This is a genomic window from Tardiphaga sp. (genome assembly GCF_028290785.1).
Taxonomy (GTDB): domain Bacteria; phylum Pseudomonadota; class Alphaproteobacteria; order Rhizobiales; family Xanthobacteraceae; genus Tardiphaga.
The window spans coordinates 1-22,406 of sequence record NZ_JAQGJD010000193.1; the positions used below are offsets into that span (position 1 = coordinate 1).

Annotated in this window: 26 protein-coding genes; 12 read left to right on the forward strand and 14 right to left on the reverse strand. The window is 64.2% G+C overall.

Going from position 1 to position 22,406, the window contains the following annotated elements:
* Nucleotides 1–180: 180 nt before the first annotated feature.
* Nucleotides 181–720 carry an MOSC domain-containing protein gene (locus JWR89_RS11175; protein WP_299715715.1) on the reverse strand — a complete coding sequence of 180 codons (540 nt, stop codon included), beginning with the start codon at nucleotides 718–720 and terminating at the stop codon, nucleotides 181–183.
* A 183-nt stretch (nucleotides 721–903) separates the two neighbouring features.
* Entirely contained in the window at nucleotides 904–2,205 is a 1,302-nt protein-coding gene (gene purB, locus JWR89_RS11180; RefSeq protein WP_299715718.1) for an adenylosuccinate lyase, read from the reverse strand.
* Nucleotides 2,206–2,545: 340 nt separating this feature from the next.
* Here purB and JWR89_RS11185 point away from each other — a divergent pair, with 340 nt between their 5' ends.
* From JWR89_RS11185 to JWR89_RS11195, 3 genes are all read left to right on the forward strand, one after another.
* Nucleotides 2,546–3,364 (forward strand): hypothetical protein, encoded by an 819-nt coding sequence (locus JWR89_RS11185; protein WP_299715721.1) that lies wholly within the window; start codon nucleotides 2,546–2,548, stop codon nucleotides 3,362–3,364.
* A 25-nt stretch (nucleotides 3,365–3,389) separates the two neighbouring features.
* Complete coding sequence (locus JWR89_RS11190; protein WP_299715724.1) at nucleotides 3,390–3,932, forward strand: hypothetical protein; 543 nt, start codon at nucleotides 3,390–3,392, stop codon at nucleotides 3,930–3,932.
* A gap of 200 nt (nucleotides 3,933–4,132) precedes the next feature.
* Nucleotides 4,133–4,531: a hypothetical protein gene (locus JWR89_RS11195; protein ID WP_299715727.1), complete on the forward strand. Its 399-nt coding sequence runs from the start codon at nucleotides 4,133–4,135 to the stop codon at nucleotides 4,529–4,531.
* Between the two features lie 177 nt (nucleotides 4,532–4,708).
* On the opposite strand, the gene JWR89_RS11200 is transcribed toward JWR89_RS11195, so the two are convergent.
* Together JWR89_RS11200 and rpe are read right to left on the reverse strand one after the other, a co-directional pair.
* A complete protein-coding gene (locus JWR89_RS11200; RefSeq protein WP_299715730.1) occupies nucleotides 4,709–4,861 on the reverse strand; it encodes a hypothetical protein in 153 nt (50 codons plus the stop codon).
* A gap of 248 nt (nucleotides 4,862–5,109) precedes the next feature.
* Nucleotides 5,110–5,808, reverse strand: coding sequence for a ribulose-phosphate 3-epimerase (gene rpe, locus JWR89_RS11205; RefSeq protein ID WP_299715733.1), 699 nt, complete (start codon nucleotides 5,806–5,808; stop codon nucleotides 5,110–5,112).
* A 243-nt stretch (nucleotides 5,809–6,051) separates the two neighbouring features.
* Here rpe and JWR89_RS11210 point away from each other — a divergent pair, with 243 nt between their 5' ends.
* Nucleotides 6,052–6,834, forward strand: a complete 783-nt coding sequence (locus JWR89_RS11210; RefSeq protein WP_299715735.1) for an EF-hand domain-containing protein — start codon at nucleotides 6,052–6,054, stop codon at nucleotides 6,832–6,834.
* A 179-nt stretch (nucleotides 6,835–7,013) separates the two neighbouring features.
* Nucleotides 7,014–7,709 carry an EF-hand domain-containing protein gene (locus JWR89_RS11215; protein WP_299715737.1) on the forward strand — a complete coding sequence of 232 codons (696 nt, stop codon included), beginning with the start codon at nucleotides 7,014–7,016 and terminating at the stop codon, nucleotides 7,707–7,709.
* Nucleotides 7,710–7,853: 144 nt separating this feature from the next.
* Here the strand turns inward: JWR89_RS11215 and JWR89_RS11220 are convergent, their stop codons facing one another.
* Nucleotides 7,854–8,063, reverse strand: coding sequence for a KTSC domain-containing protein (locus tag JWR89_RS11220; RefSeq protein WP_299715739.1), 210 nt, complete (start codon nucleotides 8,061–8,063; stop codon nucleotides 7,854–7,856).
* Nucleotides 8,064–8,114: 51 nt separating this feature from the next.
* On the reverse strand, nucleotides 8,115–9,110 hold the full coding sequence (locus JWR89_RS11225; protein ID WP_299715779.1) for a P1 family peptidase: 996 nt from the start codon (nucleotides 9,108–9,110) through the stop codon (nucleotides 8,115–8,117).
* 268 nt (nucleotides 9,111–9,378) lie between these two features.
* Between JWR89_RS11225 and JWR89_RS11230 the strand changes: the two genes are divergently transcribed.
* Nucleotides 9,379–10,113: a cytochrome c biogenesis protein CcdA gene (locus JWR89_RS11230; protein WP_299715742.1), complete on the forward strand. Its 735-nt coding sequence runs from the start codon at nucleotides 9,379–9,381 to the stop codon at nucleotides 10,111–10,113.
* A gap of 151 nt (nucleotides 10,114–10,264) precedes the next feature.
* On the opposite strand, the gene JWR89_RS11235 is transcribed toward JWR89_RS11230, so the two are convergent.
* The 5 genes from JWR89_RS11235 to JWR89_RS11255 form a co-directional block, all read right to left on the reverse strand.
* Complete coding sequence (locus tag JWR89_RS11235) at nucleotides 10,265–11,380, reverse strand: branched-chain amino acid ABC transporter substrate-binding protein (RefSeq protein ID WP_299715745.1); 1,116 nt, start codon at nucleotides 11,378–11,380, stop codon at nucleotides 10,265–10,267.
* 303 nt (nucleotides 11,381–11,683) lie between these two features.
* Nucleotides 11,684–12,427 carry an ABC transporter ATP-binding protein gene (locus JWR89_RS11240; RefSeq protein ID WP_299715748.1) on the reverse strand — a complete coding sequence of 248 codons (744 nt, stop codon included), beginning with the start codon at nucleotides 12,425–12,427 and terminating at the stop codon, nucleotides 11,684–11,686.
* A 151-nt stretch (nucleotides 12,428–12,578) separates the two neighbouring features.
* On the reverse strand, nucleotides 12,579–13,412 hold the full coding sequence (locus tag JWR89_RS11245) for an ABC transporter ATP-binding protein (RefSeq protein WP_299715751.1): 834 nt from the start codon (nucleotides 13,410–13,412) through the stop codon (nucleotides 12,579–12,581).
* Entirely contained in the window at nucleotides 13,409–14,728 is a 1,320-nt protein-coding gene (livM, locus tag JWR89_RS11250; protein WP_299715754.1) for a high-affinity branched-chain amino acid ABC transporter permease LivM, read from the reverse strand. Before livM ends, JWR89_RS11245 begins: the two co-directional genes overlap by 4 nt.
* Nucleotides 14,729–14,738: 10 nt before the next feature.
* A complete protein-coding gene (locus JWR89_RS11255; RefSeq protein ID WP_299715757.1) occupies nucleotides 14,739–15,656 on the reverse strand; it encodes a branched-chain amino acid ABC transporter permease LivH in 918 nt (305 codons plus the stop codon).
* A gap of 295 nt (nucleotides 15,657–15,951) precedes the next feature.
* Between JWR89_RS11255 and JWR89_RS11260 the strand changes: the two genes are divergently transcribed.
* Nucleotides 15,952–16,089: a hypothetical protein gene (locus JWR89_RS11260; RefSeq protein ID WP_299715760.1), complete on the forward strand. Its 138-nt coding sequence runs from the start codon at nucleotides 15,952–15,954 to the stop codon at nucleotides 16,087–16,089.
* A gap of 221 nt (nucleotides 16,090–16,310) precedes the next feature.
* Nucleotides 16,311–16,844, forward strand: a complete 534-nt coding sequence (locus JWR89_RS11265) for a hypothetical protein (RefSeq protein ID WP_299715763.1) — start codon at nucleotides 16,311–16,313, stop codon at nucleotides 16,842–16,844.
* On the opposite strand, the gene JWR89_RS11270 is transcribed toward JWR89_RS11265, so the two are convergent.
* The 3 genes from JWR89_RS11270 to JWR89_RS11280 form a co-directional block, all read right to left on the reverse strand.
* The gene (locus JWR89_RS11270) at nucleotides 16,817–17,209 is read right to left on the reverse strand and encodes a carboxymuconolactone decarboxylase family protein (protein ID WP_299715766.1); all 393 of its coding nucleotides are present in this window, start codon (nucleotides 17,207–17,209) and stop codon (nucleotides 16,817–16,819) included. The two genes, JWR89_RS11265 and JWR89_RS11270, sit on opposite strands and share 28 nt — an antisense overlap.
* A gap of 140 nt (nucleotides 17,210–17,349) precedes the next feature.
* On the reverse strand, nucleotides 17,350–18,129 hold the full coding sequence (pcaD, locus tag JWR89_RS11275) for a 3-oxoadipate enol-lactonase (protein ID WP_299715769.1): 780 nt from the start codon (nucleotides 18,127–18,129) through the stop codon (nucleotides 17,350–17,352).
* A gap of 20 nt (nucleotides 18,130–18,149) precedes the next feature.
* Entirely contained in the window at nucleotides 18,150–19,505 is a 1,356-nt protein-coding gene (locus JWR89_RS11280; protein WP_299715771.1) for a 3-carboxy-cis,cis-muconate cycloisomerase, read from the reverse strand.
* Between the two features lie 177 nt (nucleotides 19,506–19,682).
* Between JWR89_RS11280 and JWR89_RS11285 the strand changes: the two genes are divergently transcribed.
* From JWR89_RS11285 to JWR89_RS11300, 4 genes are all read left to right on the forward strand, one after another.
* Nucleotides 19,683–20,129 (forward strand): carbon monoxide dehydrogenase subunit G, encoded by a 447-nt coding sequence (locus tag JWR89_RS11285; RefSeq protein ID WP_299715773.1) that lies wholly within the window; start codon nucleotides 19,683–19,685, stop codon nucleotides 20,127–20,129.
* Nucleotides 20,130–20,452: 323 nt separating this feature from the next.
* Nucleotides 20,453–20,938, forward strand: coding sequence for a (2Fe-2S)-binding protein (locus tag JWR89_RS11290; protein WP_299715775.1), 486 nt, complete (start codon nucleotides 20,453–20,455; stop codon nucleotides 20,936–20,938).
* Nucleotides 20,939–20,980: 42 nt separating this feature from the next.
* Entirely contained in the window at nucleotides 20,981–21,787 is an 807-nt protein-coding gene (locus JWR89_RS11295; protein ID WP_299715776.1) for a xanthine dehydrogenase family protein subunit M, read from the forward strand.
* 51 nt (nucleotides 21,788–21,838) lie between these two features.
* On the forward strand, nucleotides 21,839–22,406 hold a 568-nt coding region (locus JWR89_RS11300; protein WP_299715777.1), incomplete at its 3' end, for a MoxR family ATPase.

A 22,406-nucleotide genomic window follows, 5' to 3' on the forward strand; every position in this document is an offset into this window, starting at 1 on the left:
GAAAGCCCGCCAAAGTCGCCTTCATCGCCATCGCCAGAAAGCTGCTCATCACCCTCAACGCAGTCATCCGAGATCAAAAACCGTTCTGTCCCTGATCGGAAAACTACAGTTGCCGGGTCTGCGCAGCGGCATGAAGAATGCCGCAGCGCGTCCGGGAAACGCGTGTGAGTTGCTTTGCGCCTACACCGCCACCATCGCCCGGTGCGGCTCCGCCGGCAGCATCACCGCGATCGTATCGCCCGGCCGCACGTCGCCGTCGGCCAGCACCACCGCCATCACGCCGGCCTTCAACACCGGCGTGCCGTCGGCCGCCTTGTCCAGCGTCGCGGCCTTCAGCCCATTCTGAAACCGGTCCATCAGCACGCAGGGCGCGCGCAGCCCGGTGAGTTCGATGGTTGCGTGCTCGCCGAGCCGCAGCCGCGTGCCGGCCGGCAGCGCCGGCAGGTCGAGCCCCGTGGTGGTGACGTTCTCGCCGAGATCGCCGGGCGCGATCTCAAATCCCTTGCCGCGCAATTCGTCGAGCAACTCGGCGGCGATCAAATGCACCTGGCGCAGGTTCGGCTTGGTCGGATCGCGGCGGCGGTCGTAGCGATGCTGCACCAGCGCGCCGCTATGGCCGTCGCCCTCGACGCCGAGGCTGGTCAGCAGGCGGATTGCGAGCGCCGGCGTCTTGCTGAAGTGGTGGCCGCGGCGCAGGGCGACGGCGAGGACGCGGGGCATGGAAATCCCTCGGGTATCGAACGCATACTGTCATTCCGGGGCGGGAGCAGCGCCAGCTGCGACTGAACCTCAGCCACTCCAATTGGAGTGGCTGAGAATCCCGAGATGTTCAGCGCGCAGCCACGTAGAGGTCCCGGGTTCGCTCGGGCTGGTGCCCTCGCGCCCCGGGACGACAGTGTGTGGTTAGCCGAACACCCGCGCAAAGATCGTATCGACATGCTTGAAGTGATAGCCGAGGTCGAACTGCTCCTCGATCTCGGCATTGCTGAGATACTTCGTCACGTCGGCGTCGTTCTTCAGCAGGGTCTGGAAGTCGCCTTCGCCGCGCCATACCGGCATCGCGTTGCGCTGCACGAGCTTGTAGGCGTCCTCGCGCGACGCGCCCTTCTGCGTCAGCGCGATCAACAGTCGCTGCGAATGTACCAGGCCCCCGAGGCGATCCAGATTCTTCTGCATGTTGGCGGGATAGATCAGTAGCTTCTCGATCACGCCGGCCATCCGGTTCAGCGCGAAATCCAGCGTCACCGTGGCGTCCGGCCCGAACATGCGCTCGGCGGAGGAATGCGAGATGTCGCGTTCGTGCCACAGCACCACGTTCTCCATCGCCGGCGTCACGTACGCGCGCACCATGCGGGCGAGGCCGGTGATGTTCTCGGTCAGCACCGGGTTGCGCTTGTGCGGCATCGCCGAGGAGCCCTTCTGGCCTTCGGAGAAGAACTCCTCGGCTTCCAGCACCTCGGTGCGCTGCATGTGGCGGACTTCGGTCGCGAGCCGCTCCATCGACGAGGCGATCACGCCGAGCGTGGCGAAGAACATCGCATGGCGGTCGCGCGGGATCACCTGCGTCGAGATCGGCTCCGGCACCAGGCCCATGGCTTTGGCCACATGCGCTTCGACGCGCGGATCGATCTGCGCGAAGGTGCCGACGGCGCCGGAGATCGCGCAGGTCGCGACTTCCTTTCGTGCGGTGATCAGGCGTTCGCGCGCGCGGGTGAATTCGGCATAGGCGTAAGCGAGCTTCAAGCCGAAGGTGACCGGCTCGGCATGGATGCCGTGGGAGCGGCCGATGGTCGGCGTCATCTTGTGCTCGAAGGCGCGGGTCTTCAGCGCCGACAGCAGGCGATCGACGTCGGCAATCAGCAGGTCGGCGCAGCGGGTGAGCTGCACGTTGAGGCAGGTGTCGAGCACGTCCGACGAGGTCATGCCCTGGTGTACGAAGCGCGCCTCGGGGCCAACGATTTCTGCCAAATGCGTCAGGAACGCGATGACGTCGTGCTTGGTCTCGCGCTCGATCTCGTCGATGCGCTCGACGTTGAAGGTGACATCCTTCGCCTTGGCCCAGATCGTTTTGGCGGCGTCCTTGGGGATGGTGCCCAGCTCCGCCAGCGCATCGGCCGCATGCGCCTCGATCTCGAACCAGATCTTGAAGCGGGTCTGCGGCTCCCAAATGGCAGCCATTTCGGGACGGGTATAGCGGGGGATCATGAGGACTCGCAGGGGTTCGGGGTTACGCCGCGCTTTAGCAGAAAGGGGCGGGGGAGGGAACGGGAAGAATCGGCGGCGGGAGGGGCCATGGGCGCCACTCTCGTGTCCCGGACGCGGTGCGGTGCAAAGGCGATGCGCCAGCATCGCCGCCGTGCCGCTCCGCAGATTCGCGATCCCGGTTCTTCCCCGCAGCACCGGGACCCCGGCTTAGCAGCGCGTCACGCCGCGAAGATGCGGCGCGCGGCGCCGCATCCGGGGAACGGGGGTCGTTCTCCTTGACGATAAGATTTTAATCTTTTATGATTAAAAACCTATATCATCCAGATGGAAGGACACGGCGATGGCAATCCGAACCGAACTTGACGATATCGGCGACACCCTGGCACAGCTGAAATATCAACTGCTGGGTATCAAGTTCGAACTGAAGCTCCGTAAATGGAGCATGTCCACGAAGGCTGGCTTCGATCCCGACCAGCCGCGCGACGAACTCGGCATGTGGAGCGATGGTGGCGGGACGGATTCTGTCCATGATATGCTCCCGTCGGAGAACAACGTCTCCGCCATTTTTGCGGATATTGAGAGTCTCCCACTCGCGGCGAGACTCGAAGCGCTCGTTGGCGGAGCCAACTTGGGCAACGAGGAACCGACGCTTCAGCCCGCCGCGGCCAAGATCACCTACAGCAACGCCGTAACCGGTGACGAACGCATTGATAGTACGACGGAAAGGCTCAGCAACACACTCAAGAACGTGATGAACGTCTTTGAGTTTATTCCGTCCGGTATGCCCGGAGTTTATGGCACGGCTGTTCATTCAGCATTTGGCGCGGCAGTATTAGCACAGGGCCTGGAGGGGGTTAAAGTCGAGTTCAGCTACAAGAACAACTCGCCGGCTACTTACGGCGAAGAAGGAAGCGTTCGTGCTGATGTTGCATTGCAGTCGGTCGGCGAAGAAGTGATTGCAATTTACGATTTGAAGACGGGCGGTGCTGTGGTAAGCTCATCGCGTGCAGACGAATTGCGAAGCCACTTCTCAGCATCGCGCTATGTTCCGGTAATCGAGCTTCATGCTCTTCGGGGATCACGTATCAAACATGCGACGCTCGGCTCGCATTTTCAGTATTATCCAGAAGCAGCTTCCCGACTCCATCCTGTATGGTGACTTCCTCGCTGTCGGGAAGACGGACATGTTCCTGCGTGGCTTCCGGCTTTTCACCACGGGCCGGAAGAACCACAACGATCTCCACCGAGGCGTGACGCCGCTCTGGCGGCCGCATGATCAGCCGTCGTTTGATTTTGGTGGACGCTATGGCAGCTTGATAAAACATCCGCAGACCTATTGGACCATCACCGACCCGCGGGACGATCGGCATTCGGCTGCGGTCGTGCTTGAGCAGATCATGCCGTTCGTCAGCGAGTTTGAGGGTATTCAGACCGTCGCCTCGTTCCTGGATTATTTCGACTTCATGCGAACCAACATGACAGTGCCAGTCCAGCTCGATTTCGCGTTGGCTGATTATCTGGCAGGCGACATGCAGGGCTGTGAGACGGCTCTATGGCATGTCGAAAGTGTATTAGCGGATCACGACGAGAGCTGGTTTGTGTCCTATCGGCCCATCGTCGCCCGGATACGTCAGCAACTCGATCAGGAGCCGGCCGGTCTCAGCATTCAAATCCGGCATTGGCACAGGGAGAACATTGCCAGGCTCGGTCTCACGGTCTCTCACTGAATTGGAGAACGTTGGACCTCACCAATCCGCTAACGTGGCATCGTTTCCGTCTACACCATCTCCCCCGCGCATTTGCAGCAGCCTGTAGGATGGGTAGAGCGCAACGAAACCCATCATCCTCTGCCGATGGGTCTCGCAAAGGGCTCAATCCATCCTACGCTTGCTGGTATCGGCGCGGACCTCGCGGACGGGAGTAGGCCATGACGAATGAAGCCGGAAGTCGTGACGTGATCTGGACCAACCTTTATCGTCGGATCGTCGGTGTTATGAAGAAATACGGTCGAGAAGACGCATGCGGAGAGGGCGACTTCTGGGTGGTCGACGACGACTACGGCTGGCGTCGCCACACCATTTGCATTTTCAACCTCAATTTGTTTTCGCCCGACGTTGTCGGGGACTTGCATCAGCTGTTGGGTGGCATACCCGATTGGACGATCGTCCTTGTGCTGGACGTCCCGCAGTCTGGAAAGGAGTGGCCGCCGATGGGGGTGACCATACGCAGGAATGAAATTATCGACGGGTTGTTGCGGCAATATTTGCCAGCCCCATTCCGGGCGCTCCAGATTCCAGGAAGCCGGCCGGGTACCGGATACGACTAGCCGCCATGGGCGATGAGCGATCTGCTACTAGTGGGCGACCGGGGAGCCGATCTGGCAAAGGTCGTAGGGTGGGCAAAGCGAAGCGTGCCCACGTCGTGCTTGGCGAACGAACGCGTGGGCACGGCGCAAGAGCGCCTTTGCCCGCCCTACGCTCGCTGCGAGCGATTTCGATGAAATTCACGGCGCCACGAAATGCAGGATGAAAGCCGCGGCCACGACGACGCCAATGATAACGATCGCAGGCCGCCATCCAGTCACCGGATAGAACGACAGGCAAACCAGCGCCAGGCCACAAATCGCCTTGCCGACAGGTATCAAGAACGAAGCCATGGCGTGCTCCTTCTTGCGAACTCATCGCGGAGGCCAGCCTATACGAATGCGGGATCCGCCAGAAGGTGAAAGCAACCAGCCCACCCTGTCTGTCACGCGGTTATGATGGGCGGGGCCGAGAGCGGCGACGTTAAGAACATTGCGGTCGATACCGTTCGCAGGGTGGGCATGGCCAAGCTGCGCACGAACTGTACTTCGGCGAAAGATGGTGGGCACGGCGCAAGCGCGCCTTTGCCCACCCTACAGTCCTACACCATCTCCCCTCGCGCATTCGCCGCCGCGCCGCGTATCCCGTCGATATTCGCCTTGTAGCTCGCCACTGTGCCGCCCTTGAACACCGCCGAGCCCGCCACGAATGCATTCGCGCCGGCCGCGGCGAGTTGCCCCGACACCGCCGCCGAAACCCCGCCATCGACCTCGATATCGATCGGCCGGCCCGCGGTCATGGCGCGCAGGTCGCTGATCTTGCCGAGCGCGGAGGGGATGAAGGCCTGGCCGCCGAAGCCGGGATTGACCGACATCACCAGGATCAGATCGACGAGGTCGATGACGTATTCGATCGCCGAGATCGGCGTGCCCGGGTTGAGGGAGACGCCGGCCTTCTTGCCGAGCGCGCGGATCGCCTGCAATGAGCGATGCAGATGCGGACCGGCCTCGGCATGCACGGTGATGTGGTCGCAGCCGGCTTTGGCAAACGCTTCGAGATACGGATCGGCGGGCGCGATCATCAGATGCGCGTCAAAGATCTTCTTCGTGTGCGGGCGCATCGCCTTGATGACATCGGGGCCGTAGGAAATGTTCGGCACGAAGTGGCCGTCCATGACGTCGAGATGCAGCCAGTCGGCGCCGGCTTCGTCCACCGCGCGGACCTCTTCGCCGAGTTTCGCAAAATCCGCGGCGAGAATGGAGGGCGCGATGATCAGCGGGCGGGGCGCAAAGGTGGACATCGGGCGTTCCTGATCCGGTGGCGGAGAGCCTCGGGTACCATGGGGCAGGGGGCAGCGGCAACGTCGCGCGGCAGCCGAATGGTCCCGGCACATTCTGCCGCAACGGCACGATTTGCCGGGAAATTCGCGCGGGCGTGCCGCCAAAGCCGTTGTTTTATCAAGGCTTTTTCGCTGGCACGGGGCTTGCTCCGTCATCCCCAGGGAATTCACGCCGCACGCGTCGGCATGATCAGGAGTTTCACCATGTTGCCAGCGCTTGCCGCCGCCACCACTGCGATCGATGCGCTTCAGGCGCTGACCGCGGCGAAGAACAAGAAGACCGCGACCACCGGCGTCACCCAGAAGACGGCGAACCCGTTCGATGTCGCCAGCGCCACGACGACGGCGAGCGCCACCGCGACGCCGGTGATCAAGAGCAGCTCGGGTACCTCCGGCACGCTGGCGGCGAACACCATGAGCGCGGTGATCGCGGCGCAGAGCGACGCCTCCACCGGCAAGACTTCCTCAAATTCGACCAGCCGGGCCGACGCCCTGAAGGATCTGTTCACGCAGCTCGACAGCGATTCCAGCGGCGGCATCAGCAAGGCAGAGTTCGAGGACAAGCTCGGCGCCGGCGGCACCAACACCGCCAATGCCGACAAGGTCTTCGCCAAGCTCGACAAGAACGGCGACGGCTCGGTCAGCGCCGATGAACTGAGCGCGGCGCTGAAGGGCAAGGGCCCGCATGTCCACGCGCCGAAGTCGGCGGATTCGAGCAGCACGTCGGGCGCGAGCCGCGATCCGCTGCTGCAGGCGCTGCAGGGCGCGTCCAGCACCACCACCACCAACAGCGACGGCACCACCACGACCTCGATGACCTATGCCGACGGCTCCAAGGTCTCAACGACCTCGGCGCCGACCAGCACCGCGAGCACCGCCTCGTCCAAGGCGAGTTCGTCGTATAATTTTGTCGAGCAGATGATCCAGCGCCAGGCCAACGCGATCGCGACGTCATCCTCCGCCTCGGCGGTGTCGATCAGCGCGTAAACGTATGGCCCGGATGAAGTCAGCGCGCGCAGCGCGGTGACGCAATCCGGGGACAGCGGGCATGTGATAGCATCTAGGTGCATCGGCCGGCCCCGGATTGTCATCCGGGCTACGCCCATCTCACTTGCCCCGGACCCAATGCAACACCTCGTGTTGCGGCATGATCGGGAGTTTCCAGCATGATGCCAGCCCTTGCCACCGCCGCGATCGATGCGCTGCAGGCGATCACCACGGCGAAGTCGAAGTCGAAGGCCGCCGCCACCACCGGCGTCAGCCAGAAGACGACCAACCCGTCCGATGTCGCGAACACGGCAAGTACGACGACGGCGAGCGCCTCGGCATCGACCGCGACCAGCAGCACGAAGGATTCCTACAAGCTGGCGCCGGGCACCATGGCCACGCTGCTCGATGCGCAGAGCCAGCCCGTGACGGCGGCCTCTGCGGCAAAACGGGCCGACTCGCTGAAAAGACTGATGGGGATGCTCGACAGCGACGGCAGCGGCGGCATCAGCCAGGCGGAGTTCGCGAACAAGCTCGGTGCCGGCGGCAGCAACACCGCCAATGCCGAAAAGGTCTTCGCCACGCTCGACAAAAACGACGACGGCTCGGTCAATGCCGATGAACTGAGCGTGGTGCTGAATGGCCCAAAGGCCCCCTCCAGCACCACCACCGGCAACTCCGACGGTACCACCACGACCTCGATGACCTATGCCGACGGCTCAACGGTCTCGACCACCTCGGCGCCGACCAGCACCGCGAGCATGGCCTCGTCCAAGGCGAGCTCGTCGTATAATTTCGTCGAGCAGATGATCGAGCGCCAGGCCAACGCGATCGCGACGTCATCCTCGGCCTCGGCGCTGTCGATCAGCGCGTAAACGTATAGTCCGGATGAAGTCAGCGCGCGCAGCGCGGTGACGCAATCCGGGACAGCGTGCATGTGACAGGCGCATGTAGCAGTGCGCATGTGGATCGGCCGGCCCCGGATTGTCATCCGGGCTACGCCAAGCTCACAAGTAACTTCACCGCCGCTCCCGCTCCAGCTCCTCATATGCATAGGCATCGCGGATTTCCGCGTTGAAGAACGCGCCCTTTGACGGCGCGGTTCGGAATGCCACGTAGGTCTCCGGCGGCACATCCGCATAGACATAGCGCCGGCCGGTGACGAAGGTCACGGTCAGTGCGCGCGCGGCCGGATCATAGGCGATATCGCGAACGGCGGTGGAGGGCATGGCGTCACCCGGATGGCATGTGTGCGGCAACGCGGATCACGCCGTTTGGTTCTAGCCGAAGCGATCCCGCCACGCCGGCAAGGCGCCCGGAAACGGCAAAGCGGCGGCTTCATGAACCCCGCGGGCGATGGCGCGCGCGATCACGTTGCCGGCGACCATGCCGAGTTCGGTGAGGCCGACCAGCGGATCAACAGGCTTTTCGCCGGTCGCCGCCGCGAACACGATGTCGCCGTCGAGCGGCGCGTGCACCGGATAGATCGCGCGGGCAAAACCGGTCTGCGCCATGATCGCCAGCCGCTGCGCCTGCGCCTTGCTGAGGATCGCGTCGGTGACCACCACCGCCAGCGTGGTGTTCTCGATGGCGGTCGCCGCCGGCCCGCCCTTGATGCGCAGCGCCAGCATGTCGGGTGTGAAGTGGTCCGGCAGGCCGCGGCCGCCGAACTCGCCATCGACCTCGAACGGCGCGGCCCAGAACCACGGCCCGTCGCCGACGGTGACGCTGCCGATCGCATTGACCACGGCGAGCGCGGCGACGCGCACGCCGTCCGGGGTCATGGCCGAAGCCGAGCCGACGCCGCCCTTGAAATTCGCGGTAGTCGCGCCGAGCCCGGCGCCGACGCTGCCGAGCGCAAAGCGCTCGCCCGCCGCCGCCGCCGCGGCGTAGCCGAGCTCGCGATAGGGGGCAAAGCGGCCCCATTGCTTGTCGCCGCCGTTCAGGAGGTCGAAGCAGATCGCGCCGGGCACGATCGGGATGAGGGCGTCGCGAATTTTGAAGCCGCGGCCCTGTTCGGCGAGCCAGGCCTGCACGCCGCCGCCGGCTTCCAGCCCGAACGCCGAGCCGCCGGCCAGCGCGATGCCGTCGATGCCGTCCACGGTATTGACGGGGTCGAGCAGGGCGCTCTCGCGGGTGCCCGGCCCGCCGCCGCGCACATCCATCGAGGCCACCGCCGGGCGGTCGAACAGGATCGCGGTGACGCCGGAGGCCAGCGCGGCGTCGTCGGCATGGCCGACACGGACGCCGGCGATATCGGTGAGGAGGTTGTGCAACATGGAGCGCCTTCTTTCCCTCTCCACTTGTGGGAGAGGGTGGATCGAACCCGCGAAGCGGGTTCGAGACGGGTGAGGGGTATTCACGGCACATACATTTTTGCCGCGCAACCCCTCATCCGTCGCGGACTTCGTCCGCGCCACCTTCTCCCACAAGGGGAGAAGGAAGAAAGAGGAGCGCCCCGCACGCCGATCACGCCGCGATCACAACGCGCGGAGGTATCGCGCAGCCCTTGCATCCGCCGTCGCGGTCGGTGCATCTAATCCCATGATCCATGATGTCTCGATCCCCGCCGCGCTGATCGCCGGCCTTGTCAGCTTCCTGTCGCCCTGCGTGCTGCCGCTGGTGCCGCCCTATCTGATCTATCTGACCGGCGCGACCATCGAGCATGTTGCGGCCGAGGAGACCGACCGCGCCTCGAAGCGCGCGGTGATGATTGCGGCTCTTATGTTCGTGCTGGGCTTCTCCACGGTATTCGTGGCGCTCGGCGCCAGCGCCAGCCTGATCGGCAGCCTGATCCGGGCCTATTCGGCCGAGCTGTCGATCGTGGCCGGCATCATCATCATCCTGATGGGCCTGCATTTCCTTGGTCTGACCCGGATCGGCTTCCTGATGCGCGAGGGCCGCGTCGCGATGGCCAAGCCGGTCGGGCTGTGGGGCGCCTATGCGATGGGGCTGGCCTTCGCGTTCGGCTGGACGCCGTGTATCGGCCCGATCCTCGCCGCGATCCTGTCGGTCGCCGCCGCCGAAGCCACAGTGACCAAGGGCGCACTGCTGCTGGCGGTGTATTCCGCCGGGCTCGGCATTCCCTTTTTGCTGGCGGCGCTGATGGTGGAACAATTTTCGTCGGTATTCGCCCGCATGAAGCGCCATCTGGCCAATGTCGAGCGCGCCATGGGCGTGCTGATGGTGCTGACCGGCATCGGATTTTTGACGGGCGCAGTGAGCAATGTCAGCATCTGGCTGCTGGAGACATTCCCGGCGCTGCAGAATTTCGGGTAGTTCTCGTTTCCCGCGCGCGGTGCGGCATATTTATGCCGCTCCGCAGACGCGGGATCCCGGTTATTTCAAGCGAACCGGGACCCCGGATCTGCGAAGCAACACTTCGTGTTGCATCGCGTCCGGCGAACGTGACGGCGAGCTACCTCAGCGCTCAGGTTCCCTTGGCGCCGATCTCGGCGTAATTCCCCTTGGCGTCCCACTTGTAGACGACGTAGTCGATCGCCTTGATGTCGCCCTTGGCGTCAAACGCCATCTTGCCGAGTACGGTGTCCCACTCGCCGGCCTTGATGATGTCCATCACCTTTTTCGGATCGGTCGAGCCCGCCTTGGTCACCGCCTGCGACCACACCTGGAACGCGGCGTAGGTGTACAAAGTGTAGCCTTCGGGATCGATGTTCTTGGCCTTGAACTTTTCGACGATAGCTTTCGCCGTCGGCTTGTTGCGCGGGTCGGGGCCGAAGGTGAACAGCGTGCCTTCAGCGGCCGGGCCGGTGATCGAGGCGAATTCCTTGTCGTTCATGGCGTCGCCGGCCATCAGCACGGTCTTGAGGCCCTGGTCGCGCATCTGACGCAGGATCAGGCCGGCTTCCTGATGGTAGCCGCCGACATAGACCAGATCGATGTTGTCGCGCTTCAGGCGGGAGACGATGGAATTAAAATCCTTGTCGCCCTTGTTGTAGCTCTCGAACATCTTTTCGGTGAAGCCGGCCTTGTTGAGCGCCTTCTTGGTCTCGTCGGCGAGGCCCTTGCCGTAGGTGGTCTTGTCGTTGAGGATCGCGACGTTCTTGCCTTTGAAATTCTTGGCGATGTAGTCGGCGGCGACCAGACCCTGCTGATCGTCGCGGCCGCAGACGCGCAGCACGTTCCACAGCTTGCGCTCGGTGAACAGCGGGTTGGTCGAGGCCGGGGTGATCTGCAGCACGTTGCCGTCGGCATAGGCTTCCGAGGCCGGGATCGACGACGACGAGCAGAAATGCCCGGCGACGAACGGCACGCCGCCCGAGGCGATCTTCTCGGCCACCGAGCGCGCCTGCTTGGGGTCGCAGGCGTCATCGCCGACCTGCAGCGCCAGCTTCTTGCTGAGCACGCCGCCGGCGGCGTTGAGATCCTCGACGGCCTGTTCGGCGCCGTTCTTCATCTGCCGGCCAAACGCGGATTCGCCGCCGGTCATGGGCCCGGCCACGGCAACGTTGATGTTCTGCGCAAACGCCGTGCTCGACAGCAAAGAGGCGGCGAAGGCCAGGCCGATGAGCTTGAAAGATTTCATAGGGATTCCTCGTGGTGATCGGGACGGGGCCGGCACGGGGGCCGGAGGCAGATCCGGCAGTATTGTCGGCTGATTTGGCGGCCAAGTCATCGGCAAATTTTAGGCGGCAATTGACCCCGCTGCGGCACTTCGCCGCCACATCCATCATTGGAAACGCAGCCTCACTCTCATGTCCCGGACGCGCTGCAGCGTCCTTCACGCTGCTGCGCAGATCCGGGATCCCGGTTTCTTTGAACGAACCGGGGCCCCGGATCTGCGAAGCAATACTTCGTATTGCATCGCGTCCGGGGAACGAGAGTGGCGTTACGTCTTCCTTCCGCCCTCGAGATAGGCCGAGCGAACCTCCGGGGCCTTCAACAGCTCCGCTCCGCTGCCGGACAGGGTAATCAACCCGTTGACCATGACATAGCCGCGGTGCGCCAGCCGCAGCGCGTGGTTGGCGTTCTGCTCGACGATCAGCACCGTCAGGCCGTCCTGCTTGTTAAGTACGCGGATGGCGTCGAAAATCTGTTTTGCAATCAGCGGCGCGAGACCCAGCGAGGGCTCGTCGAGCAGCAGCAGCCGCGGCCTCGACATCAGCGCGCGGCCGATCGCCAGCATCTGCTGCTCGCCGCCGGACAGCGTGCCGCCGCGCTGGAACATGCGTTCCTTCAGCCGCGGGAACAGCGCCAGCACTTTCTCCAGGCTATCGGCGCGCTCACTGGCGCTGCTCTCGGTGACATTGGCGCCCATCTGCAGGTTTTCCGCGACACTCATGCGCGGAAAGATGCGGCGACCTTCGGGCGACTGGGCGATCCGCATCCGCGCGATCTCGTGGGTCGGCAGCGCCGTGATATCGGTGCCGTCATAGTCGATGCGGCCGGAGCGTGCGCGCGGCTTGCCGAAGATGGTCATCATCAGTGTCGACTTGCCGGCGCCGTTGGCGCCGATCAGCGCCACGATCTCGCCTTTGGCGATGGAGAGATCGACGCCGCGCAGCGCCTCGATCTTGCCGTAGGAGGCGTGGAGGTTGGAGATGGCGAGCATGGGGGTGGAGGGAGTGGTCATCGCAGGACTCCCTTGCTCCGGACGCGATGCGATACGAAGTGTCGCTTCGCAGAGCCGGGGCCGTACCAGACGCCGGAGCTTGCGACGGTCCCGGCTCTGCGAAGCGGAATAAGAACGCTGCAGCGCGTCCGGGAAACGTGTGGCGCGCCGCTCACAATCCCAGCTCCGCTTCGACGGCTTCGACTTCGTCGTCATCGACGCCGAGATAGGCCGCGATCACCTTGGGATTGTCGCGGATCGCCTGTGGCGAGCCATCGGCGATCTTGACGCCGTAATCCAGCACCACGATGTGATCGGAAATTTCCATCACCACCGACATGTCGTGCTCGATCAAGAGGATCGAGGTGCCGTGCTCGGCGCGGATTTTCAGCAGCAGTTCGCTGAGCGCCGCGCTTTCGCGTGCATTGAGCCCGGCGGCGGGCTCGTCGAGGCACAGCAATGCCGGCGCGGTACACATGGCGCGGGCGATCTCGAGGCGGCGCTGGTCGCCGTAAGGCAGTTCGCCGGCGGCATCGTCGGCGCGCGCCAGCAAGCCGATCTGGTCGAGCCAGTAGCGCGCCAGTTCGATCGCGGCCTTCTCCGCGGCGCGGTACGAGGGCACGCCGAACAGGCCCAGAAAGGTGAAGCCGGAGGCGCGCATCAGCGTGTTGTGCTGCGCGACCATGAGGTTCTCCAGCGCGGTCATGCCGGGAAACAGCCGGATGTTCTGGAAGGTGCGCGCGACCTTGGCGATTTTCGAGATGCGGAAATCGTTGAGCTTCTCCAGCCGCATTTCGGTGTCGTTGTTGCGCAGCCGGATGGTCCCGGCGCTCGGCTTGTAGAAGCCGGTGATGCAGTTGAACACCGTGGTCTTGCCGGCGCCGTTGGGGCCGATCAGCGCGGTGATCTGGCCGCGCCGGGCGGTGAAGGACAGATCGTTGACGGCGACGATGCCGCCGAACCGCATCGCCAGATTTTCGACGCTGAGGATGTCGTCGCGGCTCATGCGCGGGCGTCCTCGACCAGTTCGGCGGAGATTACTTTTTCATGCCGTAGAAACACCGTCGGCGCGCGATGGCCGATCAGGCCGCGCGGGCGCCAGATCATCAGCAGCACCATGGCGGCGCCGAACACCAGCATGCGGTACTGCTCGAGCCCGCGGAACAGTTCGAAGCCGCCGATCATGGTCAGCGCGGCCAGCGCCACGCCGAGCTGCGAGCCCATGCCGCCGAGCACCACGATGGCCAGCACCAAAGCGGATTCATGAAAGGTGAAGGATTCCGGGCTGATGAAGCCTTGCCGGGTTGCGAAGAACGAGCCGGCAAAACCAGCGAACATCGCGCCGGTGGCGAACGCCGTGAGTTTCGTCGTGGTGGTATTGATGCCCAGCGCCCGACAGGCGACCTCGTCCTCGCGCAGCGCTTCCCAGGCGCGGCCGATCGGCAGCCGCCGCAGCCGGATCGTCACCCAGTTGGTGAGCAACGCCAGCGCCAGGATCAGATAGAACAGGAACACGATGCGATGGGTCGGCGAGAACGCGATGCCGAGTTTTGTGGCGAGGCCGTCGTCGCCCGGCGTCAGCGGAATGCCGAAGAACGAGGGCCGCGGAATGCCCGAGATGCCGTTGGGGCCGCCGGTCAGGCTTTGCCAGTTGATGATGACGAGGCGGATGATCTCGCCGAACGCCAGCGTGACGATGGCCAGATAGTCGCCGCGCAATCGCAATACGGGGAAGCCGAGCAGCACGCCGAAGAACGCCGCCAGAATGCCGGCGAGCGGCAGGCAGATCCAGAATGACAATCCAAAATTGGTCGCCAGCAGCGCGTAGGAATAGGCGCCGACGGCGTAGAACGCGACATAGCCGAGATCGAGCAGGCCGGCGAGGCCGACCACGACGTTCAACCCCCAGCCGAGCATCACGTAAGTCAGCACGAGGATGCCGAGATCGAGGATGTAGCGCTGGTCGTAGAAGATCACCGGCACCAGGAAGGTGAAGATCAGCAGCACCGGCGCGATGCCGCGGCGCGCGACGGCGAGCGCCTTGGTCGTCGAGGGCGGGATGATCCGGATCGTATCGACCGGTCCCCACCAGTAGCGCAGCAGTTCGATCACGATGCTGCCGCCGAACACCACGCCAACCATCGCGGCGAGATCGCCGAACCGGGTCCAGTAGATCAACTGCCCTTCGGGCCCGGCCTCGGTGCGAACGCCGATCATCAGCGAGAACAGCACCAGCGCCACCAGTCCGGAGATCAGCGCCTTCTTGAAGATGAACGCGACATCCGGGCCGCGGGCGAGGGTGGCTGGAGCGGTGGTTGCCACGGCGCCGCCGTCAGACTTTTTCGACTTCCGGCCGGCCGAGCAGGCCGGTCGGAAGGAAGATCAGCACGACGATCAGGATCGAGAACGCCGCGACGTCCTTGTATTCGGTGGAGAAATACGCCGCCCACAGGGTCTCGATCAGGCCGATCAACAGGCCGCCCAGCATCGCGCCGGGCAATGAGCCGATGCCGCCCAGCACCGCGGCGGTGAACGCCTTGATGCCGGCGACGAAGCCCATGAAGAAGTCGACCAGGCCGTAATACAGCAGATACATCATGCCGGCGACGGCGGCGAGCGCGGCGCCGATCACGAAGGTCATGGAGATGGTGCGGTCGACATCGACGCCGAGCAGCGAGGCCATGGTCTGGTCCTGCTCGCAGGCGCGCATGTCGCGGCCCAGTCGCGTCTTCGCCACCAGCCAGGTGAAGATGCCGAGCAGCACGATGGTGGTGATCACCACGATGATCTGCACGTTGGACAGCCGCACCACAAAACCTTCGGCGCCTTCGTGCAAGGTGTAGCCGCCGGTGATGATCGGCGGCACCGGTTTGACGCGGGCGCCCTGCGCCACCTGCGAGTAGTTGGTCAGCACGAACGACATGCCGATCGCCGACAGCATGGGCGCAAGGCGAAACGAGTGCCGCAGCGGCCGGTAGGCGATGCGCTCGATAGTCCAGCCGTACAGCGCGGTGACGGCCATCGAGACCAGCAGCACGATCAGGAGGATCACCGGCACGATGGTAAGGCCGATGGAGACCAGAATGAGGAAGGTGATCAGTGCAATAAAGCCGCCGATCATGAAGATGTCGCCATGGGCGAAATTGATCATGCCGACGATGCCGTAGACCATCGTGTAGCCGATCGCGATCAGGCCGTAGATCGAGCCGAGCACGATGCCGTTGATCAGTTGCTGGGCGAAATAATCCATGAATTTATAAGATCGCGCTGCCGTGTTGTGGTGTGGCGATGCGACGGTTCCGGCAGCCGGCCATTGCGTCGCTTGCCATTTTCTAACAGCGAGAATCGGCAGCGGCAACAGGCGGCGCTGCGGCTAAAGTGAGCTGTACATGCTGTTTTTCTTGGCGTTTTTGCGCTGCAGCAGCGGGGTTCCGATTTCACACTTCGACCCTCGAAGCGCCGCGCGAGAATCACGCCGGAACCGAAACGAACGTGGCTGTGACGCGTTATGTCGGCGCTGAATGGTTCAGCAAGGAGATTGAAGAATGTCCAACCAGAACCAGAACAACCCCGAACAGCAGAATCAGAAGCCTGGCCAGAAACCGGGACAGCAGCAGCAGGGCGGCCAGAAGCCCGGGCAGCAGCAGGATCCCAACCGCCAGGGCAATCCCGGCCAGCGCTAGCCAGCGCACCGCTTGGTTGCTCAGCAGCCGACACGGAGGCCCCGCCGAAAGGCGGGGCTTTTTGTTTGGCAAGCGCCGTGCGCCGTTTCCGGCTAATTATCCCGCGAATTGCGTTATTAAGGTAAATAAAGGGTTTACGTTGCCCGGGGACGCGGCGCTGCGCTTACGTCCCGGAACGACCACCGGCTCGATTCGAGCCGCAGGATGCGACGGACGGCAACATGATTCAGAACTGGCGGATCAGCAATTTCAATGGCGCGCTGCTGGCGTGCTATTTCATTCCGGCCTGGACCATCGCCGCGTTCAAGATCATGATTTCGCCGCTGCAGGGCGTCTATGAGCGGCCCAACGTGTCGCTGGTGCTGTTCTTGAGCGACTATCTGCATCTCGCCACCATGAGCACGGTGCGCTACGCGTGGCTGATGGCGCTCGGCAAGCTGACGGTGGTGGCGTTCTTCGCGGTGTTCCTGGTGTTCACCACGCGGGCCTCGATCCGGCGCACCGGCGGCTGCGACGAGGCGCTGGCCATGGCGCTGGCCATCGGCAGCCTGATCAGCTTTGCCAGCATGATCATGGCGTCCAAGGTCGGCCAGACCGCGGCGCTGCATCTGCACGTCACCGAACTGCTGCTGCTGCTCGGCACCGCCGTGCTGATGGCCATCGAACCACCGCTGCAGCGCGTGCCGACGCCGGACCGCGCCGCGCAGCCGTCGCGGCCAAGCGAGTTCTACTCCTTGAGCAATCCCAGTTCCTGAACGATGCTGGCGGCTTCCTTGACGGCATGGTTGGCCGCCGGCACGCCGCAATAGATCGCCTGCTGCAGCAGGATTTCCTTGATGTCCTCGGGCGTGAAGCCGCCTTGCGTCAGTGCGGCGCGGACGTGCAGCTTGAACTCGTCCCACTGGCCGAGCGCCACCATGGTGCCGATCACCAGCACGCGGCGGGTGCGCTCGTCGAAGTGCGGCCGGGTCCAGATCTCGCCCCAGGCGTAGCGGCTGATCAGGTCAAGGAAATCCGCATTGAAGGCGTTCCTGCCGGCGGCCGATTTATCGACCCAGGCATCACCGAGCACCTTGCGGCGTTGCGCGGTGCCGTTATCGCGGCGTTGTTGATCGTCCATGAGAGTCTCCCTCTGTCGTCATTGCGAGGAGCCCTTGCGACGAAGCAATCCAGTTCTTCCTTCGCTTGTGGCTCTGGATTGCCGCGTCGCTTCGCTAAGGGGAAAGCCAGCGGCTTTCCCTGACCTCGCAATGACGGCTGTCAGCGCTGCGTCAGAAATCCAACCACTGCGTCGGTAAACGCGTGCGGCTGCTCGACATTCGAAATATGCGCGGCGTCCAGAATCGTGAGGCTGGCGCCGGGGATCTGGCTGCGGATGTATTCGCCTGATGCGACCGGCGTCGCCATGTCCTGGCGGCCGGCGATCACCAGCGTCGGGCTTTTGATCCGGGGCAGCAGCGCGCGCTGGTCCAGCGTGCTCAGCGCCTCGCAGGCGGCGAGGTAGCCTTCGACCGGCGAGGCGATCAGCATCGCCTTCATGCTGGCGGCGATCTGCGGCTGCGCTTCGCGGAAATCCGCGGTCAGCCAGCCCGAGATCACGGCGTCGGCGACCGCCGCAATGCCGCCTTCCCGCACCGCCTTGATGCGGTTGTGCCAGTTGGTCGGGTCGGGATAATAGCTCGACGTGTTCGACAGGATGATGCGGTCGAAGCGTTCCGGCGCGTTGGCGCCGAGCCACTGGCCGACCATGCCGCCCATCGACAGCCCGCACCAGTGCACTCTGTCGATGTTGAGATCGTCGAGGATTGCCAGCACATCCTTGCCGTAGCGCTCCATCGACGTCGGGCCGTTGAAACCGGACTTGCCGTGGCCGCGGCGATCGTAGCGGATCACGCGAAACAGTTTTGTGAACGCCGCCATCTGCGGCTCCCACATCTGCAGGGTGGTGCCCAGCGAATTCGACAGCATCAGGGTCGGGCCGCCGTCGCGGCCCTCGACGGACACGTTCAGAAGGCAACCGTCGGCATCGATCATCGGCATCGTAACGTCTCCAGCGTTTCTTATTTAATTGTCAGCGAGTCGAGCAGGCGGTCGATCAGCGCCTGCGAGGCGCCCTGATAGTTCATCGGCTCGAACAGTTCCGCGATTTTGTCGGCACTGAGCTGCGCGCGCACTTTGGGATCGTCGCCGAGCACGTCGCGCAGATGCCGTTTTTCAGCGATGGCCCGCTTGGTCGCGGCTTCCACCAGGTGATGCGCATCGCTCTTGCCGAGTTTTTCGGCCAGCGCGAAGGTGACGGCTTCGGCCATGATCAGTCCATGCGTCGCGTCGAGATTGACCCGCATCCGGTCGGCATCGACCTCGAGGCCTTCGGCGATATCGACGATGGCGGCAAGCGCGCCGGAGGTGACCAGTTGCAGCGTTGGCAGCGTTGGCCATTCGGCGTGCCACGGACCGGCGCTGCGCTCGTGGTCCTGCACTTGGGCTGCGAAGATCGTGGCTGTCAGATTCGGCGCCATGGTGGCGGCGGACAGCGCGATGGCGGCGGCCACTGGGTTGCGCTTGTGCGGCAGGGTCGAGGAGCCACCGCGGCCTTCGCCGGCGGGCTCAAAGGCTTCGCCGACGTCGGTCTGCATCATCAGCGAGACGTCGCGGGCGATTTTTCCACAAGTGCCCGAGAGAATCGCCAGCACCGAGGCGATCTCCGCGATGCGGTCGCGGTGGGTGTGCCACGGAGCTTCGGGCAGCGGCAGATCCAGCTCCTGCGCCAGCCGCTCGGCGACGACGAGACCGTTGTCGCCGAGCGCCGCAAGCGTCCCGGCGGCGCCGCCGAACTGCAGTGCCAGACCCTCGCGGCGCAGCCGCTGCAGGCGCAGCCTCGAGCGATGCAGCGCCGCGGCGTATTCCGCGAGCTTCAGCCCGAACGGCATCGGCAGCGCATGCTGCAGCCAGGTGCGCGCAACCACGGCGGTGTGGCGATGTTTTTCCGCGAGGCGGGCAAACCCCGCGACAGCGCGGTCGAGGTCGACCAGCAGCGCGTCGATGGCAGCGCGCAAGCCCAACATGGTGGCGGTGTCGATGACGTCCTGGCTGGTGGCGCCCCAATGCACGTAGCGCGCGGCGTCCTTGTCGGCTTTCGCGACATGGGCGGTCAGCATCTTGACCAGCGGAATCGCAAGGTTGCCGGAGCGGGTCGCGGCCTCCGCCAGTTCGGCGAGGTCGAACTGCTCGGCCCGGCAGGCGGTCCCGATGGCGGCCACCGCGCTTTCGGGAATCACGCCCACGGCGGCTTCGGCGCGCGCCAGCGCGGCCTCGAAGTCCAGCATGTGCTGCAGAAAAGCGGCGTCATCGCAGATCGCGCGCATCGCGGCGCTCGACAGCAACGGGGCCAGCAGGGGGGAAAGGGAGGTGCTCATCGGCGCGGACCTAATCATTCCCGGCGCGCTCTGCCAATCCCTTCCGGCCGCCGGTTTTTGCTGCGCTGCGATTATGTATCGCATCTCCTCGAGCCATGGCCTTTCTTTTGCGCGGTCCGTGCTTTACTTGGGATTGCCCGCCAATTCGGGGCAGCGACAAATCCAGGAGATGTTCCCATGGCCATGACAATGAACGGCGAAGTCCAGCTCGCGGCGCCGCGCGAAGTGGTCTGGGAAAAGCTTAACGATCCCGCGGTGCTGAAAGCCTGCATCCCCGGCTGCGAAGAGCTTGAGACCACGGAAGACGGCGGCTTCCGCGCCACTGCGAAGATCAAGGTCGGGCCGGTGTCGGCACGCTTCAAGGGCAAGGTGACGCTCAGCGATCTCGACCCGCCGAACGGCTACAAGATATCAGGCGAAGGCGAGGGCGGCGTCGCCGGCTTCGGCAAGGGCGGTGCCGCGGTCGGCCTCACCGACAAGGATGGCGGCACGCTGCTGACCTACAACGTGGAAGCGCAGATCGGCGGCAAGCTGGCCCAGCTCGGCCAGCGCCTGATCAATGGCTCGGCGAAAAAGATCGCCGACGAGTTCTTCTCGAATTTCGCCAAGGCCGTTCAGGGCTGAGGCGATTCCTACTTGTCCTGGACGCGGTGCATCACGCCAACTTTGGCGTGGTGAACCGCAGAGCCGGGACCGTACCAGACGCCGGCGTTCGTAACGGTCCCGGCTCTGCGAAGCGGCACTGCGTGCTGCGTCCCGTCCGGGACAAGTGAGCTGGGCTAGACGACCCGGCCCGCATCAAGTCTTGTTGATCTCTGCCGCCAAACACATAGCTCGCCATCCGCCGTTGAGGTTGCTCATTGCCGGGATGGGCCATATTATGCCTTTGGAATGATTTTAATGACCGTGCGGCCACGCAATGGCGGCAGGGACCCAAGAGAGTGCATATGGCAAAAATCTCCCTGATCGTGAATGGCAATCCCGTCACCGGCAATATCGATCCGCGCACCCTGCTGGTGCAGTTCTTGCGCGAGAACCTGCGGCTGACCGGCACCCATGTCGGCTGCGACACCTCGCAATGCGGTGCCTGCGTCGTGCATCTCGACGGCAAGGCCGTGAAGTCCTGCACCACGCTGGCCGTGATGGCCGACGGTCACGAGGTCAAGACCATCGAGGGACTTGCCGCCGACGGCGCGCCGCTGCATCCGATGCAGGAAGCGTTTCGCGAGCATCACGGCCTGCAGTGCGGCTTCTGCACCCCGGGCATGATCATGACCGCGGTGGACCTCGTGCATCGCAAGGGCCACGACCTCAGCGACCACGTCATTCGCGAAGAACTCGAAGGCAATCTGTGCCGCTGTACCGGCTATCAGAACATCGTGGTGTCGATCGCCGCCGGCGCCAAGGCAATGGCGAATTCCGACCTCGCTTAACACCCATCCAGCAGATCCCGCGCGACGTTCCAGGAATCATTCATGTACGAATTCAAGTATCATCGTCCGGAGACCGTGCGGCAGGCCGCCAATCTTCTGATCAAGAATGAAGACGCCAAGTTCGTGGCCGGCGGCCACACGCTGATCCCGGTGATGAAGCAGCGGCTTGCGGCACCCCCGCACATCATCGATCTCTCGCACATCCAGGGGCTCGACGGCATCGAGATCAAGGGCCGCTCGCTGGTGATCGGCGCGCTCGCCAAGCACGCCGAGGTGGCGACCTCGGCGATCGTCGGCGAAGCCTTCCCGGCGCTGGCCGAACTGGCGGCGCTGATCGGCGATCCCGCGGTGCGCCACAAGGGCACCATCGGCGGCTCGCTCGCCAACAACGATCCGACCGCGGACTATCCCGCCGCCGTGCTGGCGATGGGCGCCACCATCGTCACCAACAAGCGCAAGCTGAAGCCGGAAGAGTTTTTCCAGGGCCTGTTCACCACCGCGCTGGAGCCTGACGAGATCATCACCAAGGTCGCGTTCCCGCTGCCGAAGAAGGCCGCCTATATCAAGTTCCGCAACCAGGCCTCGCGCTACGCGCTGGTCGGCGTGTTCGTCGCCAAGCGCCCGTCGGATGTCCGCGTCACCGTGACCGGCGCCGGCTCCGAAGGCGTGTTCCGGGTCGAGGCGTTCGAGCAGGCGCTGCAGAAGCGGTTCTCGCCGAAGGCGCTGGACGGTCTCACCGTGCCCGCCGAAGGCCTCAACAGCGATCTGCACGGCAGCGCGGAATATCGTGCGCACCTGATCGGCGTGCTGGCGAAGCGCGCCGTCGAAGCCGCCAACGCCCGGGCCTGATTTGCATAGTCCTGCAATTCAGGCTCCGGCCCTGCTGAGATTGGCTATCCCATGAGCGCGACATCGGCGATCCCCACCTCCGTCGATGCGACGCTGGAAATGCTCAACTCGCGCGGCTATCTCGCCGAGCGCTCGCTGGCGACGGTGGTGTTTCTGGCGCTGAAGATGGGTCGGCCGCTGTTCCTCGAAGGCGAGGCCGGCGTCGGCAAGACCGAGATCGCCAAGGTGCTGTCGGCAGCACTGGGCCGCAAGCTGATCCGGCTGCAATGCTATGAAGGTCTCGACGTCGCCTCCGCGGTTTACGAGTGGAACAGCGCCTCGCAGATGATCGCAATCCGCCTCGCCGAAGCCGCCGGGGATACCGACCGCGACCAGCTCTCCAGCGACATTTTTGCCGAACGCTATCTGATCAAGCGCCCGCTGCTGCAGGCGCTGGAGCCCGACGTGGGCGGCGCGCCGGTGCTCTTGATCGACGAGCTTGATCGTGCCGACGAGGCGTTCGAGGCGTATCTCTTGGAAATCCTCAGCGACTTCCAGGTGACGATCCCCGAGCTCGGTACGGTGAAAGCGCCGGCGCCGCCGATCGTGATCGTGACGTCCAACCGCACCCGCGAAATCC